The organism is Pedobacter sp. PACM 27299 (genome assembly GCF_001412655.1).
Classification (GTDB): Bacteria; Bacteroidota; Bacteroidia; order Sphingobacteriales; family Sphingobacteriaceae; genus Pedobacter.
On record NZ_CP012996.1, the window covers coordinates 4121159 to 4138209 of the forward strand.

At 38.8% G+C, this 17051-nt stretch carries 19 protein-coding genes; 6 read left to right on the forward strand and 13 right to left on the reverse strand.

The annotated features are described in order from the left end of the window. The first annotated feature begins 96 nt into the window (after positions 1 to 96). Positions 97 to 444: a helix-turn-helix domain-containing protein gene (locus tag AQ505_RS17380; protein ID WP_062549339.1), complete on the forward strand. Its 348-nt coding sequence runs from the start codon at positions 97 to 99 to the stop codon at positions 442 to 444. A gap of 75 nt (positions 445 to 519) precedes the next feature. Here the strand turns inward: AQ505_RS17380 and AQ505_RS17385 are convergent, their stop codons facing one another. From AQ505_RS17385 to AQ505_RS17395, 3 genes are all read right to left on the reverse strand, one after another. Continuing rightward, positions 520 to 750, reverse strand: a complete 231-nt coding sequence (locus AQ505_RS17385; protein WP_157262459.1) for a hypothetical protein — start codon at positions 748 to 750, stop codon at positions 520 to 522. Between the two features lie 361 nt (positions 751 to 1111). Beyond that, a complete protein-coding gene (locus AQ505_RS17390) occupies positions 1112 to 2191 on the reverse strand; it encodes a DUF932 domain-containing protein (RefSeq protein ID WP_062549341.1) in 1080 nt (359 codons plus the stop codon). A 442-nt stretch (positions 2192 to 2633) separates the two neighbouring features. Further along, positions 2634 to 3203 carry a UPF0758 domain-containing protein gene (locus AQ505_RS17395; RefSeq protein WP_062549342.1) on the reverse strand — a complete coding sequence of 190 codons (570 nt, stop codon included), beginning with the start codon at positions 3201 to 3203 and terminating at the stop codon, positions 2634 to 2636. 151 nt (positions 3204 to 3354) lie between these two features. Between AQ505_RS17395 and AQ505_RS17400 the strand changes: the two genes are divergently transcribed. Further along, positions 3355 to 3810, forward strand: a complete 456-nt coding sequence (locus AQ505_RS17400) for a hypothetical protein (RefSeq protein WP_062549343.1) — start codon at positions 3355 to 3357, stop codon at positions 3808 to 3810. Positions 3811 to 3889: 79 nt separating this feature from the next. Here AQ505_RS17400 and AQ505_RS17405 read toward each other — a convergent pair whose 3' ends face one another. The 7 genes from AQ505_RS17405 to mnmE form a co-directional block, all read right to left on the reverse strand. Further along, positions 3890 to 4120 carry a hypothetical protein gene (locus AQ505_RS17405; protein WP_062549344.1) on the reverse strand — a complete coding sequence of 77 codons (231 nt, stop codon included), beginning with the start codon at positions 4118 to 4120 and terminating at the stop codon, positions 3890 to 3892. Between the two features lie 71 nt (positions 4121 to 4191). After that, the gene (locus AQ505_RS26470; protein ID WP_157262461.1) at positions 4192 to 4335 is read right to left on the reverse strand and encodes a hypothetical protein; all 144 of its coding nucleotides are present in this window, start codon (positions 4333 to 4335) and stop codon (positions 4192 to 4194) included. 29 nt (positions 4336 to 4364) lie between these two features. Beyond that, positions 4365 to 5255, reverse strand: a complete 891-nt coding sequence (locus AQ505_RS17410; protein ID WP_062549345.1) for an SDR family oxidoreductase — start codon at positions 5253 to 5255, stop codon at positions 4365 to 4367. Positions 5256 to 5331: 76 nt separating this feature from the next. Continuing rightward, positions 5332 to 5913 carry a Crp/Fnr family transcriptional regulator gene (locus AQ505_RS17415; RefSeq protein WP_062549346.1) on the reverse strand — a complete coding sequence of 194 codons (582 nt, stop codon included), beginning with the start codon at positions 5911 to 5913 and terminating at the stop codon, positions 5332 to 5334. Positions 5914 to 6146: 233 nt separating this feature from the next. Next, entirely contained in the window at positions 6147 to 7337 is a 1191-nt protein-coding gene (locus AQ505_RS17420; protein WP_082461606.1) for a tyrosine-type recombinase/integrase, read from the reverse strand. A gap of 3 nt (positions 7338 to 7340) precedes the next feature. Beyond that, positions 7341 to 7997, reverse strand: a complete 657-nt coding sequence (locus AQ505_RS17425; protein WP_062549347.1) for a helix-turn-helix domain-containing protein — start codon at positions 7995 to 7997, stop codon at positions 7341 to 7343. Positions 7998 to 8226: 229 nt separating this feature from the next. Further along, on the reverse strand, positions 8227 to 9594 hold the full coding sequence (gene mnmE / locus AQ505_RS17430) for a tRNA uridine-5-carboxymethylaminomethyl(34) synthesis GTPase MnmE (protein ID WP_062549348.1): 1368 nt from the start codon (positions 9592 to 9594) through the stop codon (positions 8227 to 8229). A gap of 177 nt (positions 9595 to 9771) precedes the next feature. On the opposite strand from mnmE, the gene AQ505_RS17435 reads away from it, so the two are divergent. Together AQ505_RS17435 and AQ505_RS17440 are read left to right on the forward strand one after the other, a co-directional pair. Continuing rightward, a complete protein-coding gene (locus AQ505_RS17435; protein ID WP_062549349.1) occupies positions 9772 to 10890 on the forward strand; it encodes an AI-2E family transporter in 1119 nt (372 codons plus the stop codon). 54 nt (positions 10891 to 10944) lie between these two features. Then, complete coding sequence (locus tag AQ505_RS17440; protein WP_062549350.1) at positions 10945 to 11532, forward strand: hypothetical protein; 588 nt, start codon at positions 10945 to 10947, stop codon at positions 11530 to 11532. Positions 11533 to 11616: 84 nt separating this feature from the next. On the opposite strand, the gene argS is transcribed toward AQ505_RS17440, so the two are convergent. Both argS and AQ505_RS17450 read right to left on the reverse strand, forming a co-directional pair. Continuing rightward, the gene (gene argS, locus AQ505_RS17445; protein ID WP_062549351.1) at positions 11617 to 13395 is read right to left on the reverse strand and encodes an arginine--tRNA ligase; all 1779 of its coding nucleotides are present in this window, start codon (positions 13393 to 13395) and stop codon (positions 11617 to 11619) included. Between the two features lie 3 nt (positions 13396 to 13398). Continuing rightward, the gene (locus tag AQ505_RS17450; RefSeq protein WP_062549352.1) at positions 13399 to 14349 is read right to left on the reverse strand and encodes an arginase; all 951 of its coding nucleotides are present in this window, start codon (positions 14347 to 14349) and stop codon (positions 13399 to 13401) included. Between the two features lie 102 nt (positions 14350 to 14451). Between AQ505_RS17450 and AQ505_RS17455 the strand changes: the two genes are divergently transcribed. Beyond that, positions 14452 to 15843: an arginine decarboxylase gene (locus AQ505_RS17455; protein WP_062549353.1), complete on the forward strand. Its 1392-nt coding sequence runs from the start codon at positions 14452 to 14454 to the stop codon at positions 15841 to 15843. A gap of 149 nt (positions 15844 to 15992) precedes the next feature. Here AQ505_RS17455 and AQ505_RS17460 read toward each other — a convergent pair whose 3' ends face one another. Next, complete coding sequence (locus AQ505_RS17460; RefSeq protein ID WP_062549354.1) at positions 15993 to 16427, reverse strand: Hsp20/alpha crystallin family protein; 435 nt, start codon at positions 16425 to 16427, stop codon at positions 15993 to 15995. 75 nt (positions 16428 to 16502) lie between these two features. Here AQ505_RS17460 and AQ505_RS17465 point away from each other — a divergent pair, with 75 nt between their 5' ends. Further along, positions 16503 to 16985: an acyl-CoA thioesterase gene (locus AQ505_RS17465; RefSeq protein WP_062549355.1), complete on the forward strand. Its 483-nt coding sequence runs from the start codon at positions 16503 to 16505 to the stop codon at positions 16983 to 16985. Positions 16986 to 17051 lie beyond the last annotated feature (66 nt).

Sequence of the window (17051 nt, forward strand, 5' to 3'; positions counted from 1 at the left end):
TATTCTCCTGTTGTCTAAAATACTGGTTGAAACATCTATCCCATATGGGATTTCTTCTGGTTACAAAACGTTACCATTGGTAAATTCTATTCAAATATGGAACCATTCAGCTTCGACAAACTTCCTGAAGTCGTCCGTCAGTTATTTGAGAAAATAGAAAGGATGGAAGAAATGCTTCATGAATTACAGCCAAAAGAACAGCAAGAGAACCAGCTGCTGAGCATAACTGAGGCCGCTGAATTCCTAAAAGTAACCGTATCTGCTTTATACACGAAAGTAAGCCGGCAAGAAATCCCGGTAAGTAAGCCTGGAAAAAGACTATACTTTAATAAAACTGAACTAAAAAAATGGATCCTGGCCTCAAGAAAAAAAACGATTGCAGAGCTAAAAAGCGAAGCAGAAGAACGAATTAAAATTCGTGATAAGCATAAAAACTTCATTTGAAAAAGGGAGTATACCATGCTGGTATACCCCCAATTCATCACGCCCCTAAAATTATGATGTCATTGTCTTTGAAGATTAACAGCTGTCACTTTGTGTCTCGCCTTTAATATCTGAGGATTGATGGAGATGGTCCAATAAGGTTTTAGTACTCAGTTCACATTCGCTGATGCAAACCATGTAATTATTTAATACCCATTCATTATTAAACCCATCATTAACAGCAGTATCAGATGCTGCTTTAACATTCATTGCTTTTAATTTACAATCAAATTGTAAATCCTTAAGTGTTGAGATTTCATTACCCATGGTTTTAGATTTAAGTCGTGTCGCATTTTTACAGACTAACATATCTACCTGTGGATTACATCTAACCTAGTAATAGGCAGGCTTATATTTAACCACGAATATAAACAATTTTCCTTCGGCAATTGAAAAATAAAACATATGGACACAAATTAAGGAATTAGATAAAGAAAAGCATCACTCTGAAGCTTCAGGGTGGTTTTTCTTTATGATTGTTTTAGGGTGTTCCTTTTTCAGGCAAATAACCTTAACCATGATCAGGCGCATCATTACAAGCATCATCCTAGAGTCGCCGGCTTTTCAAGTTGCCGCTTGAATCATACAAGCAATAACTAAAGGGGAAGCATCTACTTCCCCTTTATAATTAACTCAGTGAACTTGCTCCCGATCGGGCAAATTCCATACAAAGATTAAATGCAACCTGAGACCTTTGGGCTCCGGCCCCATCCATGATGCATTTAAACTTGCTTTGCTCATCCTTATAACCCCTAACATTCTGAAAATATCCTGTTACCGCATTGTAAGCTCCATACAATGTGCCCCTAGTACTTTGGTCCTGTTGAGTAGGACTGCAAAACGCATACTCCATCACATTACTGACTACATTGGTATAAATACTAGAAAGCTGATCTTGCTGATGATCTGCTAAATGCTCAAGTGTCTGCTTATTGGGTGCCATTGCAATCTGAACAAGCCGTTTCACCAAATGATCATTGATCTGGATTTTAGACCATTGATTAAAAACCTCCTGTAGCTCAACAGCCAAAAGGTTACTTATACCCAGCAGCTGATGTGCCTGTTTTAAACGATCCTTCGCACTGGATGTATGTCTTATTTTAATGCAATTGGTTTGATGATTCAATGCAGCATTCAAAGTATTCTGACAAACAATTCTAACCGGCGTAAAAGCAGCAGTAACACTACCATAACCATCGTGAGAAGTGGTTAAAAACAAATACTTTTCGATGCAATCATCCTTGCCCACGCGTATATAATCAGGAAGTTTAGCCGTAATAAAAATACGCTCCCCTTTACCCAGAGCACCAGCAGTCTCATACAATATCCCATCAGCCCCGCCCACAATACTATCAAAAAATGCAAAAGCATCAGTATTCTGAACCACGGTATAATCCTTACCCACCACCCCCAGTACAGCCTGTGTATCAGTACGCACATTAGCGAAATAATCTGGAACTATAATATCCGGCTGGATCTGATCGAAAAAGTCATCAGCATCCGGATTTTTGTACTTCTCCAGCTCCTCAGCATTCAAGCTAAATAAGGGCCTTTTCTCAACCGCATAATCTAGGCCCGCATGAACGATCGCCTCAGCACTTGTCGGATAATCCTCAATCAGCTGCCCTAGTTTATGCCAGGCTTTTTGTTTCACTGTAAAAAAGCTGTGTTTTTCTGTCTGCTCGTTATAATTAAGATGATGTGCCATAATTCTAAATGTTATTATTCTGATTAATGATAAATAATGGATTTGCCAAACTCGGGAACATTCAACATGAACCTCCGCGCCGATTCCCTTCCCCGCAGAATACTGCAACAGGTGGACTCCTACTGTTTTTTTTCTTCATGGTCTTATCTCTTTTATAGAATCAGTCGGCAAGAGCTTTCCTTGCTTTTTGATAAGCCCCCGCTCCTTAATCAATTCCATAGCAAGGCAAGAATTTTCAGAAAAAAAACCTCGTAAGCGCAGCGAACAGGGAAGATTTTTTCCTGAAAACCGAAGGTTTATTCTTGCCTTGCTAGAGAATTGTTGAGAAATTTGCCAACAAAAAGCATAGGGAAAATTTTAAACATCCTTAAATACCATGATCAACAAAAAAACAATTAGTGGCTTACAAGCCTATGAGAACTTAAAGCCTCTTGTGTAAGATCTACTTGGCAAATGCACGTTTCCCCAACTCCATTGCAGCCATAATACTACAGGATTTAGCCAGCCCCATACCATTGAAACAGCATAAATCACGATGTGATAACTCCGCAAGCTTGCTGATTTGATCATCAATACTTTCCAATATCCGAGAAGACAAATCCACCGCGCTTTCACTGGGAGTACCAGAGTGAATCAAAATCGCCAATAGTTCAGCATCATCCATAACAGAAACACCATTATTGAACAATTTATCTCTTGGCCTCAACTCAGGATCCCAGCTTTTAATGCCATTAGCCTGCCCCCGCTTTTTTTCATGAAATAGATCTTTGATCGTTACATTCTGCTGATCATGATGAGCAGCACTTTGAAATAGAGAGGAAAAAGCCTGAATTAAAAAATAGAAATCCTCTTCAAAGACAATGACCTGATTGCGGGTATATGAACCATCCTGCATTTGATCACTTCTAGTGATCTGAATATAGTTCGTGTGATTGTCCGCGACTTTAAAATCAAGGAAGTAATGCTTATTTGAATTAGAGAAACTTTCAGATACTATGGTTTTGTTTTTCATAACGTTTTGTGTTAATCCATTACAAAACTCCAAAGTAAAAGAAGATTAACAGACTCATTTTTAAATTATCTGATCGGCCCATCTACTAGCTGATGCAGCAAACAATTATCCGATAAAATCGTTTATTAAGAATTACCAATCAACACGTTCTATGAATCATGCAAACCAAATAGAAAAGAAATGCTGCGAAAACTGCGGGGAGCTGATTGTCGGAAGAACAGACAAAAGATTTTGTGACACCTATTGCAAAAACACCTTCAACAGCAACAGACGTAAAGCTGAGCGCTTTCAGGAATACGATAATCTTCCAGAAATATTCAAAATCATCAAAAACAACCATGAAATCTTAAAGACTTACCAACCAGCTGAATTCAGTGAACAAAGTAGTACTGAAGGAATTTCCAGGCAAGAACTATTAGCAAAAGGATTCAACTTTAGATTTTTCACAAGTATACAGCGTGATACTTTCGGAGAATACTGGAAATTTTGCTTTGATTATGGCTGGAGGGAAAATGGATATGATTACTGCTCCCTTAGCCACGATATCCAAGCAATAGCCTTGGTTCCAGCCAATCAATATTTATGTATTACACCGCTCGAGAATTAACACAATTAGGATAATTAGGTTAAATGAACCAATGGCTCTAGCAACACAAAGTCTTACTGAGCACTATCAATTTCTATTTTCACAACCTATAACGAAGTTTGATATTTCTACCTATCGCTTTAAGTAGTCCAGGATGATCGTTCACAGTGGCATCAACAGCGTCCCAATCCCCTTTTGAATTGTAAACCAACTGATACTCCTTATCATTTAGGTTAATGTGAATTTCAGTAGTTAGCTTTGTAATTCCTTTGGTTAAAATAAGGTAGGTATAGTCCTTCTCATCAAAGTTGATCCGCATAGGTAAATTCATGTCGCAAATATAGCTTCGCAAATTTAATTTTCTTGTGCTCCAGTATATTAACCCCCTAAATAGCTATTAAGCTAACCGAATGTGCTTTTAATGACAAACCAATCGTTGCATGATCCTGGATGGACTACCTGCTCACATTTACTCATCAGGGATAACTCCACCTGGGTTTCCAGCACACTTTCTGAAGGCTGACCTTTAAAGATCATTATCGGCATATCCTTTAGTAAAAACACTAACAAATTAGTTAGTAGTCAAGTTCAACTTTATGCTTTTCAATAAAATCAGCCCATCTAGTTGGTTGGCTACCGGTAATCTCATGGAAGTTATTGAAAGTGTCATCGGCACCGGGAATAGTTCCTGCAGCATAACGCTTCCAGTGATCATATACACACCTCATATAAGCCATTTCAGCACCTGCACTGATCATCGACTTTAAAAAAACTTCAGGAGAAAGTGGTTCATAGTGGAACGGCTTTCCAACGATAGCAGTCATCATCAAGGCCAATTCATGAAATGTTACCGCATCATAGCCTAACCTATAAGTCTGCCCTGCATGAATTTCAGGATGTATTAAAGCTTCAGCAGCCACCTTCGCTACGTCTTCTACATCCACCCAACTTAAACGCGCACCTTCAACATAAGCGTGAATGACCCCATTTTCAATCGATTTCTTACCGCCATAACTCAATATGTTCTGCATAAATGTTTCGGGGCGTAAATGCGTAAAAGAAAATCCAGACCATTCTATATATCGTTCGATCAACTGATGCCATGCCCAATGTGCAACCGTAGTATCATCACGACCACAAGCACCTAGATGAACAACATGCTGAACACCTGCTTTTTTTGCGTTATCCAGGAAAGTTTTACTCTGGCGTAGCATATCAACCGTATAACCGGTAACAACAAATACACTATCGATGTTTTTTAGCGCAGGGAGATGTGTACCCTCATCATCAAAATCAAAAATAACTGTAGCAATTCCTCTCACATCAAAAGCACCTGCCTTTTGTTGTGAGCGTACAGCCGCAATAATTTCAATTTCACTATTAGAAAGCAGAAAATCTATTGTTTTACTACCCACCTGACCGGTTGCCCCGGTGATAAGTATTCTTGGAATTTTTGTATTTGACATGACCCAAAGTTACCGGTAAAAAAAAAGAGGCCACTTGATCTAAGTCATAAAATTGACTTGACACCAGTCAATTCAATTACTTTCGCATTGCGATATTCTTCTTGATTCGACTTAAGGTTTCAGGGGCAAAGCCGAGGTATGAAGCGATCAGATTTTGAGGAAGCCTTTGAACAAGTGTTGGATTACTTTCAACAAATTTCATGTATTTTTCCTCTGCGGTATGGGTAATTGAACTAATTAACCTGCGCTCCTTGGTAAAAAGGCTATTTTGAAAAAGGATACGAAAGTAACGATCCATAATAGGAACTTGTAAAGTCATTTCCTCAAACGACTCCGGCGATATCATTAAAATTTCAGTATCCTCAATGGCCTCAATATTAATAGCAGCATTTTCACGAGTAAAGAAGCTATGTATATCTGATGACCACCAGCCCTCCAATGCAAACATATTTATATGTTCTACGCCCTTTTCATCAACATTATAAGACCTGAGCAAACCCTTTTCTACGAATGACAGGTATTTACAGACATCCCCCTGTTGAAGCAAATACTGTTTTTTCCTTAGTTTTTTAGGGGTAAAAAAAGTTTTAAGGATATCCTTCTGAACCTCAGTCAGTGACACCTTTTCCTGAATATGAGAAAAAAACACTTCAAACATTTAAATTAAAATTTAGAAAATGAGTCGTTCTGTTAAAAAGCATCAAAGTTAATTCTTTGTGATAACAAACCAATGTATGCAATGATAGCCAATAATCACAATCGCTATCCCTATCACAGAAGTAAATAGACGTAATAATTCTCAATTCGCAGATCGCAAATTGAGAATTAAGGTGGAATTATATTTATGGTCCTAATACAGCAGCAACCTACTGCTAGTTCTTTGGCTTCTCCTTATTCATTTCGATGCACAATAAACTTAAATGATTTCGGCGCTAAGACTTCATCCTTTTCAACCTCCACAGTTTCTTCTGGGATATTGAGCATCACCTTATCTGCGGCATTACGCTTAGTCTTGTCTACAATTTTTGCATAAATTTCCGTATTCTTAAATGCTTTATGACCTAGCATTTTAGAAACCGTATAAATATCAGTTCCAAGCTCCAATTGTAATGTTGCGAAAGTATGGCGAAAACTATGAAACGTAATATTCTTTCTGATACCTGCTTTTGTCAACCAATGTTTAAAAAAAGTCTTCATTCTGGAATACCTTAAACCTTGAAAAACAAAAATATTTTCTGTATTCTGAATCCCCATCATGGAGACCGCCTGGTCTGAGATCGGCATCACCTCCGCTGCATCTGTTTTTTCCTGCGAGAACTGAAGCTCGTATTTTCCGGGAGTTCCGCGAAGCTCTGACCACTTCAAAGTCGCTACATCAGAAAATCTCAAACCAGTAAGCCCTGAAAAAAGCGAAGCCATTTTCATTAAATCTGAATCAGCAGGTGTATCCGCTAAGTGTTGGAATTCCTCAAGGCTAAGCCTTTCTCTATGCGTCTCCTTAGGAGTAATCGGCTTAACAATCGCATGTAGATCCTGGGGAATTAAGCCCTTTTTATAGGCGATTCTTAAAATATGTCTAAGCTTAGCATAATAGCTTACAGCTGTATTTTTTGAGATAGGCCTTTCAGTCCTACTGATACCAGGCCCACTGAGTAAATAATTTTTATAATCCTCACACAAGTAATCATTGAGCTCAGGAAACTTCAAATCATGGCCAGCAAAGGCGCAAAAATAACGTAAGCTCATCCCCCAGCTATCTGAAACAGAATGTTGCTTTTTACGGGCTTCAATTTTAAAAAAATCGATAAAGCTACCGTCTTTTCTGGCGTCTGAAATAAAACCAAACCTTCGATTCTGTATATCCAATTGACGTTGCGCACAAATACTACGAGCCAGCACCATTGTTTCCTTATTATGTTGCCGCTCCCATTGATCTACAGGACTATCATAGATAAACAGTTTTAGCGTTTCAAACCGATGAAGTTTACCGGTAGAGGGATTTTTAAGGGATGGTGAATAATCAAGTATTATGCTTTTCCTATTATTCACGATAGTTCTCAACCTCATTTTTACTTTAGCCATAACTTAATCGTTTTGGTTAGAAAAATTGTTTAGATCAGACTTCAACACGTAACTAAACTTACCATCACGATATTTCGGAATATTATTTCTCTTCAGCAGATCCCACAAGGCCTTCTCAGAAAAATTAAGCACCTGCTGCGCCTCAGTGATAGAGTAACAATACTTCGGATGCGGATTCTTTTTACGTGCCTTTAGAACAGGTACCTTAAATTCAGCAAGAGCCAGCATTTGATCAATATCAATCCTTTTGATCAAAGTTTTTCGTGGAGTCAATCTTACTGCTTTTATTCTACCCGTTTGAATAATGTTATAAATACCTCTGATGGAAATATTCAATAATCTAGCAGCTTCCCTGACAGTTAAAAATTCAGCAACAACTATATCCTTAGCAGTAGCAACTACAGTTGCTACAACTTGTTTTTCAGAAGCTTGAATCTTCTCCTCCCGGACTTTTCGTTTGCCATACCTGCTGTTACAGATATGGCTACAAAATCTAGTTACAGTAGTCCTTGCCAGGAAGCTATTTCCACAAAACTCACAAATTCTTTTGACTTTAATATTCGAACTCATCCTAAGGTTGTTTAACGCAAATGCAGCGCCTCTTTTCGATCTAATTCCACTAATAACACCTGTAGTTAACTCTCCTTTTTTAAGTGCCATTAAGCGCCGATAAGAGTCATTAAGTGTCATTAGATGTCCTTAGTCGCCATCATTTACCAGGTGAATTTTTCACAAGATTTTTAGATGAGAAAAGCTACAAATGCGCTACAAAAGTCAGAAAAACAAAAGCATATATCCAAAAATATGGACAAAAGAAATACACATAACTTATTAACAATAAGCTACTTAGTTGTCATTATTTGTCGTAAGTATGCGTTATTTACCCTGATTATTTGCCGATACAAAACTTGCTAAAGATATTCTCCAGCAAATCATCCGTAGTCACTTGCCCAGTAATCTCCCCTAAATAATATAACGCTTGCTTGATATCCATAGCTAAGAAATCTGAAGTCACCGGATTCGTCAAACCTCTCACTACACTATCCAGCGCCGTTCTGGTTTTCTGCAACGCTTCCACGTGTCTTATATTCGTCACCATTGTGTGGTTCGTAGACAGCTTATCTCCTACTGCGGTATCATAAAGCAACTGTTTCAACTCTTCAATCTGCTGATTTTCCTTCGCCGAAATAGAAATAAAATTAATATCTGAAGGAAGACCAAGTTCCTTCACTCGATCTGTAAATGAAAGATCAATTTTATTCGCGACTGCGATAAAAGCAATTCCTGGTTTGTGTAAACTTTGAATATCGTCTCTGATTTCACTCGCAGAAAGATTCACTACATCAAAAAGATAAACCAGTACTGCCGACTGGCTAATCTTCTGCATCGTTTTCTCTACTCCGATCGCTTCAATCGTGTCTGTCGCTTCTCTAATCCCTGCAGTATCAATCAATCTGAAATTAATCCCATTGATATTCAAAACCTCTTCAATCGTATCGCGTGTAGTTCCGGCAATTTCACTTACAATTGCACGATCTTCATTTAACAGCGCATTTAAAAGAGTTGATTTTCCTGCATTCGGCCTACCGGCGATAACCGTGTTGATCCCTTCTTTAATCACGTTTCCTAACTCAAACGAGCGGATCAGTTTATTAATCACCAATGTGATCTTATTGATCAATTCCTGCAGCTGATCTCTATTTGCAAACTCCACATCCTCTTCAGAGAAGTCAAGTTCCAATTCAATCATAGAAGCAAAATGAATCAATTGTTCTCTTAACACATTCAATTCCGTACTAAAACCACCTCTAAGCTGGTTCATCGCCACGCTATGCGCGGCCTGAGAATCCGAAGAAATCAAATCTGCTACAGCTTCTGCCTGCGATAAGTCTAAAGAACCATTTAAAAACGCCCTTAAAGTAAATTCTCCTGGTTTAGCCGCCGAAGCACCTTTTCTAATCAACAAAGAAATGATCTGCTGAATGATATAATTTGAACCATGGCAGCTAATTTCCACCACATTTTCTTTTGTATAAGACTTTGGAGCTACAAATAGCGCGACTACGACCTCATCAATCACCACATCACCATCTTTGATCAAGCCAAAGTGTAAGGTATGGGAATCTTGTTTTAGCAAATCCTTACTAAAAACGGAGTTCGTGATCGTGATCGCATCCTTACCTGAAAGACGAATTACACCGATCGCACCGATTCCTTGAGGAGTAGATAAGGCAACTATAGTTTCATTACTGATCATAAGAAGAAATATTCTGTGTTTTGATTATTTACAAAACTAGCCAAACATTTCATACCTTACCGTGTTTAGTTTTTGAAAAAACAAATAAACTACAATTAAATCCTTACTGGTTCATCAAAACAAGCTCAAATCTGAGCTTTTTGCATTGATGTGACCTATTAATTTAGCCAGACGCTTATGAAAGACATGCCCCTTACCGTTAAAAGATCCATTGAACTCCTCGGAATCGTTCTTGTAGGAACCATACTTGTCATTGGAAAAGACATCATCATGCCGGTCATCATGGCCTTCTTCATCAGCATCATGCTCCTACCCGTATTTCGATTTTTAAGAAAATACAAAGTCCCGGAAATAGTAGCCATCATTTTGCCGATCCTTTTAGTGGTCATCTTTGTTGGGGCTATCGTATGGTTCTTCTCCGCGCAGGTAGGTGTTCTGGCATACGACTTCCCACAAATTAAATCCAATGTAAACGCACATTTAAAAACGCTCAGCGAATGGTTCGGCAGCATCAGCCATATCTCTACAACCGAGCAAATGAAGTTCATTACCAAAAAAAGTGATGACCTTCTGGCAATGGGCGGTAAAGCAGCCAGTGGAGCAGCAGTAACCTTAAGTTCACTGTTTGTATTTGTCGGTCTATTGCCGATCTACATTTACCTGATGCTATTTTACAAAGACATTTTATTGCGCTTTGTATTCATGTGGTTCAAGACAGATCATCACCCAAAGGTGAAAGAAGCCATTTATGAAACCGAATCTATCATCAAAAACTACCTGGTGGGCCTTCTGATTCAAGTGACCTATATGACCATTTTACTAGGAGGACTTCTGTTACTTTTCGGCATTAAACACGCCTTGCTAATCGGTGTTATTTTCGCGATCTTAAACTTGATCCCTTATGTAGGGGCATTAATTGGGAACATTATCGGTGTTTTACTGACCCTGACTTCCTCTACAGAATTATGGCCGGTCATTACTGTGCTTGCTGTTATTGCCGGAGTTCAGTTCCTGGACAACAACATCCTGATGCCTAGAATTGTAGGATCGAAAGTAAAAATAAACGCGCTATTTGCCATTTTAGGAGTTGTCATAGGTGGAAGTATAGCCGGTGTATCAGGAATGTTCCTATCCATGCCGATCATTGCCGTATTAAAAGTTATCTTCGACAGAACAGTGATGTTTAAGCAATGGGGCGTATTATTTGGTGATGAAAGACCTTCAAAAAGCCCAATGACCTTTGCCTCTTTCAGGAAAAAGAAAAGCGTACCCACTTCGACAGGAACTCAAAAATAACTCCTGCACCAACACCTCATTCTAAACTTTGAATCTATCATTCCGAAAGAAAAAATGGAACAGAACAAAAACGCTCGCTGGATACTCGACTTAAAACATTGGCAACTCTTTGCTTTATTCGTAGCACCTTACGTATTGCCCTATCTTTTCCGTCCCTTCAGAACACCTGGCTCCAGTGGCTATTGGATTGAGCTATGCTCTTTAATTTATCTGCTCACTTTATTTTGTGGATGGATATATTTTACTACCATAAATCTGTATCCACTATTGCCAGCCACCGTAACGACGAGCATTAAAAGTTTCAAAAGGAAGGTCGGCTTCGCATTCTTCCCGCCCTTCATCCTCTTAGCAATTGCCTTGTATCGGGAGACCGAAGGAAATGGAGGCTCTGGTTTCTTTGCCCTAGCCGTCTTGATAGGGTTAATTCTGGTGTATCCCGCCATCTGTCTGATCCAATCCACCTACTTTATGATCAAAACGCTAAAAGGAGTGGAATTACAACGCCCTATAACCCGCAGCGACTACGACTTATTGGATTGCACCATTATTTATCCGCTCATAGGCGTTTGGATAATACAGCCGCGGATCAACAAGGCCTACGAAATGTCCAATATCCTGCAGCAGCTGCAAGATGAAAAATAATAAAGTTTTAAACACCCTACTGAATAAAAGAAAAAGGTCCTGAACATCACGCTCAGGACCTTTTTTATCAAGTTAAAATGAGATTTACATTCTTTCTGGAACTGTGATTCCTAAGATTTTCATACCAGCTTTAAGAATGTTCGCGGTAACCGCACTAATGCTTAAACGGTGATGCTTCAACGCTTCATCTTCTTCTTTCACAATCGGTGGAACCTCATGGTAGAATTTATTGAACATCTTAGCCACCTCATACAGGTAATTTGCCAAACTTGCCGGACTAAACACTTTCGCTGCAGCAACAATCTCTGCAGGATATTTAGCCAATAACATGATCATTTCGCGTTCTGTAGCTGTAATCGCTACTTCAGCAGCCCCTTTTCCTGCATCATAACCTGCTTTGTTTAACAGAGATTTGATACGCGCATGAGTGTATTGAATAAAAGGACCTGTATTTCCCTGGAAATCGATAGACTCCGAAGGATCAAATAACAATCGTTTCTTAGGCTCTACTTTCAGCAGAAAATACTTTAAAGCCCCCAAACCAATATTGTTATATAAAGCGCTTTTTTCTTCTTCACTAAAATCGTTTACTTTTCCTAGCGCTTCAGTTTTCTGTTTCGCAGTCTCGATCATCTCTGCAACAAGATCATCTGCATCTACCACTGTACCTTCTCTCGATTTCATCTTGCCGCTTGGCAGATCCACCATACCGTACGACAAGTGGTGTAACCCTTTAGCCCAGGTTTTACCTAGTTTTTCTAAAATCAGGAACAATACCTTGAAGTGGTAATCCTGCTCATTTCCTACTACATAAATCGACTCATCCATTCCGAAATCGTCATGTTTCATTTGAGCAGTACCCAAATCCTGAGTGATGTATACCGAAGTACCGTCTGCACGTAAAACCAATTTCTGGTCTAAGCCATCAGCAGTTAAGTCGATCCATACAGAACCATCTGGTTTTTTAAAGAACACGCCTTTTTCCAAACCTTCTTCTACCGTTCCTTTTCCTAACAAATAGGTATTACTCTCATAATAGTACTTGTCGAAATCAACACCAAGGTTTTTATAACTCACTTCAAAACCAGCATAAACCCAGCTGTTCATCGTTTTCCATAAGCTAATTACAGCCTCATCTCCTGCTTCCCAATCCTGAAGCATTTTTTGTGCTTCTAAAATCAATGGGGCATTCTTCTTCGCTTCCTCTTCTGTCTGACCAGCTTCTTTTAAAGCCTCAATTTCTTTTTTATACTCTTTATCAAAGATTACATAGTATTTTCCCACCAGGTGATCCCCTTTTAAGCCTGAACTGTCCGGAGTTTCGCCATTTCCCCATTTCTGCCAGGCCAGCATGGACTTACAGATATGGATACCACGGTCGTTTACCAGGTTCACTTTGATCACTTCATGACCGCTTGCTTTTAGCAATTCTGCCACAGAATAACCTAACAGGTTGTTTCTAACGTGTCCTAAATGTAAAGGTTTGTTGGTATTAGGCGATGAATATTCCACCATCACCTTTTTGCCATTCGGCGCAATTGCACCAAATTCAGGGCTCAAAAGCTCCTGATTGAAAAGGCTTAACCAATAGCTGTCGGCTACTGATAAGTTAAGAAATCCCTTAATTACGTTAAATGCAGTAACTTCTTCTATGTTTGCTACCAGGTATGCTCCAAGTTCCGCTGCCGTTACTTCCGGAGATTTTTTTGAGAAACGCACGATAGGAAAAACCACAATAGTGATCTGTCCCTCAAATTCAGCTCTGGTATCTTGTAAACTTACTTGGTTTTCAGGAAGGTCCTGACCGTATAATTGCTTTACCGCAGCAATCGTTGCTGTGGTGATATGTTGTTCGATATTCATAATTTACTCGTTTCTAAAAGCGTTCGTCGCTTTAATTAAAATTTCAAAGGCATGTTCTGCCATTTGATTCTCCCTGTCGAGAGTTGGATTCACTTCTACAATCTCGAAGCAGCATACTTTCTGATTGGTGATCAGGCCAGACATCAGCTTGCCCGCTTCTCTTTCTGTCAACCCTTGAGCAACCGGTGTCCCCGTCCCTCTGGATGCCGTAGGATCCATAGAATCCACGTCAAATGAAACATAAATGAGATCACAATGATCAAGATACACCAAGGTATCAATCACTGTCCGTTCTACCCCTCTTTTCCGGACGTCAGCCGTCGTAAAGATCTTGACTTTATTTTTCTTCAGCAAGTATTCTTCCGGCTTCTCCATATCCCGCGCAGAAATCAGCACAAGATCGCGATAATTAATCTTAGGTGCTATATTTCCGACGTTTTTTAGCTGAAACCAGTAGTTGATCGTTTCCTGATCCAGCTTGTTCACTTTCGACTCTAAATTATCTTCGTCAAGTGACATCGCTAAGGGCATTCCGTGCATATTTCCGGAGGGTGTAGTGTATGGAGAATGGATATCTGCATGCGCATCGATCCAAATTACCCCTAATTTCGACTTTGGAAAAGCCGCTTTTATCCCCGCAATCGTACCCGCTGCAGTACTATGATCTCCCGATAAAACTACCGGAAACTCTTTCTCTTCTAAGGTAGTCCGCACCTGATCACTCACCCGCTCTACCATCGTCAATATCCCGGAAATCCGCTTCGCATACGGGCTGCCGGTGCCTTCAAGCAACAAATGGTTCTCATTTGGCACTTCTATAGATTTATGTTTTTTGAAGAATCTACTCCCAAAATCCAACGCTGCAATCTTAATTGCATCCACTCCTAAACTAGCTCCCCGTGTACCGGCGCCGATCTCGGATTTTACCTCAATAATTTTTAAAGTCTTAGTCATAAAAAAAAATACAAGTGTATTTTATAAAGTGATTATCTTTGAGCCGAAAATTAACTCATTTAATTAGCTACCCCTTTAAATAATTGTTCAAAAATATAAAAAATGCAGAGTTACTCCGAATTTCTTGATCTAAGTGTTGGTTTCCCTCAGGAAGGTTACAGCGTTATAGACGACGAATTGTATTTTCAAGATCTCAATCTGATGGAAATGATTGAAACCTATGGTACGCCATTACGTTTCACTTATCTCCCAATGATAACTAAGAAAATCCAACAAGCCAAATTATTATTTCAAACGGCTATCATCAAGAACAATTACCGTGGGGACTATAAGTATTGTTACTGTACTAAAAGTTCGCACTTCAGGCACATTGTTGAAGAAGCCTTAAAGAATGGCATTCACCTGGAAACCTCATCAGCATTTGATATGCCTATGATTGAGGCATTGGAGAAAAAAGGTGCCCTAACCAAAGACATTACAGTGATCTGTAATGGATTTAAAACTTATCAGTACAAACAATATATCATCGATATGTTGCACGACGGATATAAAAACATCATTCCAGTATTGGACAATAAAGAGGAATTTAACCTTTTTGATGATGAGGTAGAATTAGATACACCTTGTAACCTGGGTATCCGTATCGCTGCTGAAGAACAACCAGACTCACAGTTTTATACTTCAAGACTGGGTGTACGTATGGAAGATGTGATTGAGTTTTACAACAATAAGATCTCTGCAAATCCAAACTTCAGAGTAAAACTATTACACTTCTTTATCAATTCAGGTATTACAGATTCTCCATATTACTGGAACGAACTTGAAAAATATGTGACTTTATATTGCAAGTTCAAAAAGATCAATCCTGAACTGGATACTTTAGATATCGGTGGTGGTATGCCATTTAAAGACTCTTTAGTATTTGATTTCGATTACGAATACATGGTAAATGAGATCGTAAAAAGGATTAAAGAAATCTGTGCTGAGCACGATGTAGTAGAACCAGATATCATTACTGAATTTGGAAAATACACCGTTGCAGAAGCATCTGGTATCTTATACAAAGTATTAGGACGTAAACAACAGAACGACAGAGAGAAATGGCTGATGCTGGATGGTTCATTCATCACCAACCTTCCAGACGTTTGGGCCTTAAACCAGAAATACATTTTATTGCCGATCAATAACTGGGATGCTGAATATGAGCGTGTCAACTTAGGAGGTATCACTTGTGATGGCCAGGATTATTACAATCAGGAAGCACACATGAACAGTGTATTTATGCCTAAAACACGTAAAGTACAATACCTGGGCTTCTTCAATACCGGAGCTTATCAGGAAGTACTGAGCGGTTATGGTGGCATTCACCATTGCTTATTGCCAAGTCCGAAGCATGTAATTATCCGTAGAAACAGAGATGAGACTTTCAACTTTGAAGTGTTCGGAGAAGAACAAAACAGTAAACAAGTGTTAAAAATCCTGGGTTACGTTTAAAACCGGATCCCAAACAGATTATACAGCGTGTGTCCAAAAGGCACACGCTTTTTTTTCGGCCTGATTTTTAGGCAAAAAAAAGGGACGCACCCCCCGGTGCGTCCCCAACCTTAAACCAAACTTATTATGAAAACTCTTCTGCTTCTTAATTAAGAAACTTTAATCTCTTTCGCAGCAGATTTTGATTCGTCTTTTTTACCAATTGTGATGTTTAAAATTCCATTGGTATATTCCGCAGTAATTTTCTCTGCATCAATACTTTCAGGCAACACAAATGATCTTGCAAAAGAGAAGTAATCAAACTCTTTGCGTGTATAATCTTTTTTCTCGTCTGTCTCCGCAACCTTTTTCTCTGCCCATACCGACAAAGTATCTTTCTTTAGGTTGATTTGAAAATCTTCTTTAGTTAAACCAGGTGCAGCCAATTCAATTTTGTATTCTTCAGCGGTTTCCAAAATGTTTACTCCTGGAATCTTATTGATCGTTAAGTTTTTATTTAACGCCTCACTGAACAAAGAATCAAATACATTGTTAAAATAAGGTGCAGTGTTTCTGGTTCTGTTATTAAAATTTACTAGTGTCATCGCTTATTCTCCTTTTATTTTAAGTTTTAATTTTATACTTCGATATAATCAACACTTATACCAATCCAATTATCTATGATATTTAAGACATTTTGGCGCAAGAAAACAAAAAACACAGACAAAAAGACAGACGTAGTCAACCATTTCGACAGTTTTAAGTATAAAACGCAGATAGAAACTCGTTTTGCAGATTTCGATATGATGGGCCACGTGAATAATGCTGTGTACTTTACCTATTTGGAAATGGCCAGAGTAAAGTATTGGAATACGGCCGTAAAATGGGATTGGAGGAAAACCGGAGTAGTCATCGCCAAAGCAGAGTTGGACTACCACAGCCCAATCTACCCAGAGGATAAAATCAGCATGTATGTAAGAACGTCAAGAATAGGAAAAAGCAGTTTCGACCTGGAATATTTACTGGTCAAATTGGTGCATGGAGAAGAAGTCATCTGCAGTAAGGGAAAAACAGTATGCGTCGCATTTGATTATAGCACTAAAACCTCCTCCGCTATTCCTGATAATGAAAGAACAAAAATGATCTCATTTGAACAGCTTTAGGAAATTAAGCATTGTAAAAAAATAGCGTCTTGCTTTTAAATTTCTTTGAAAGATTAAAAGCAAGAC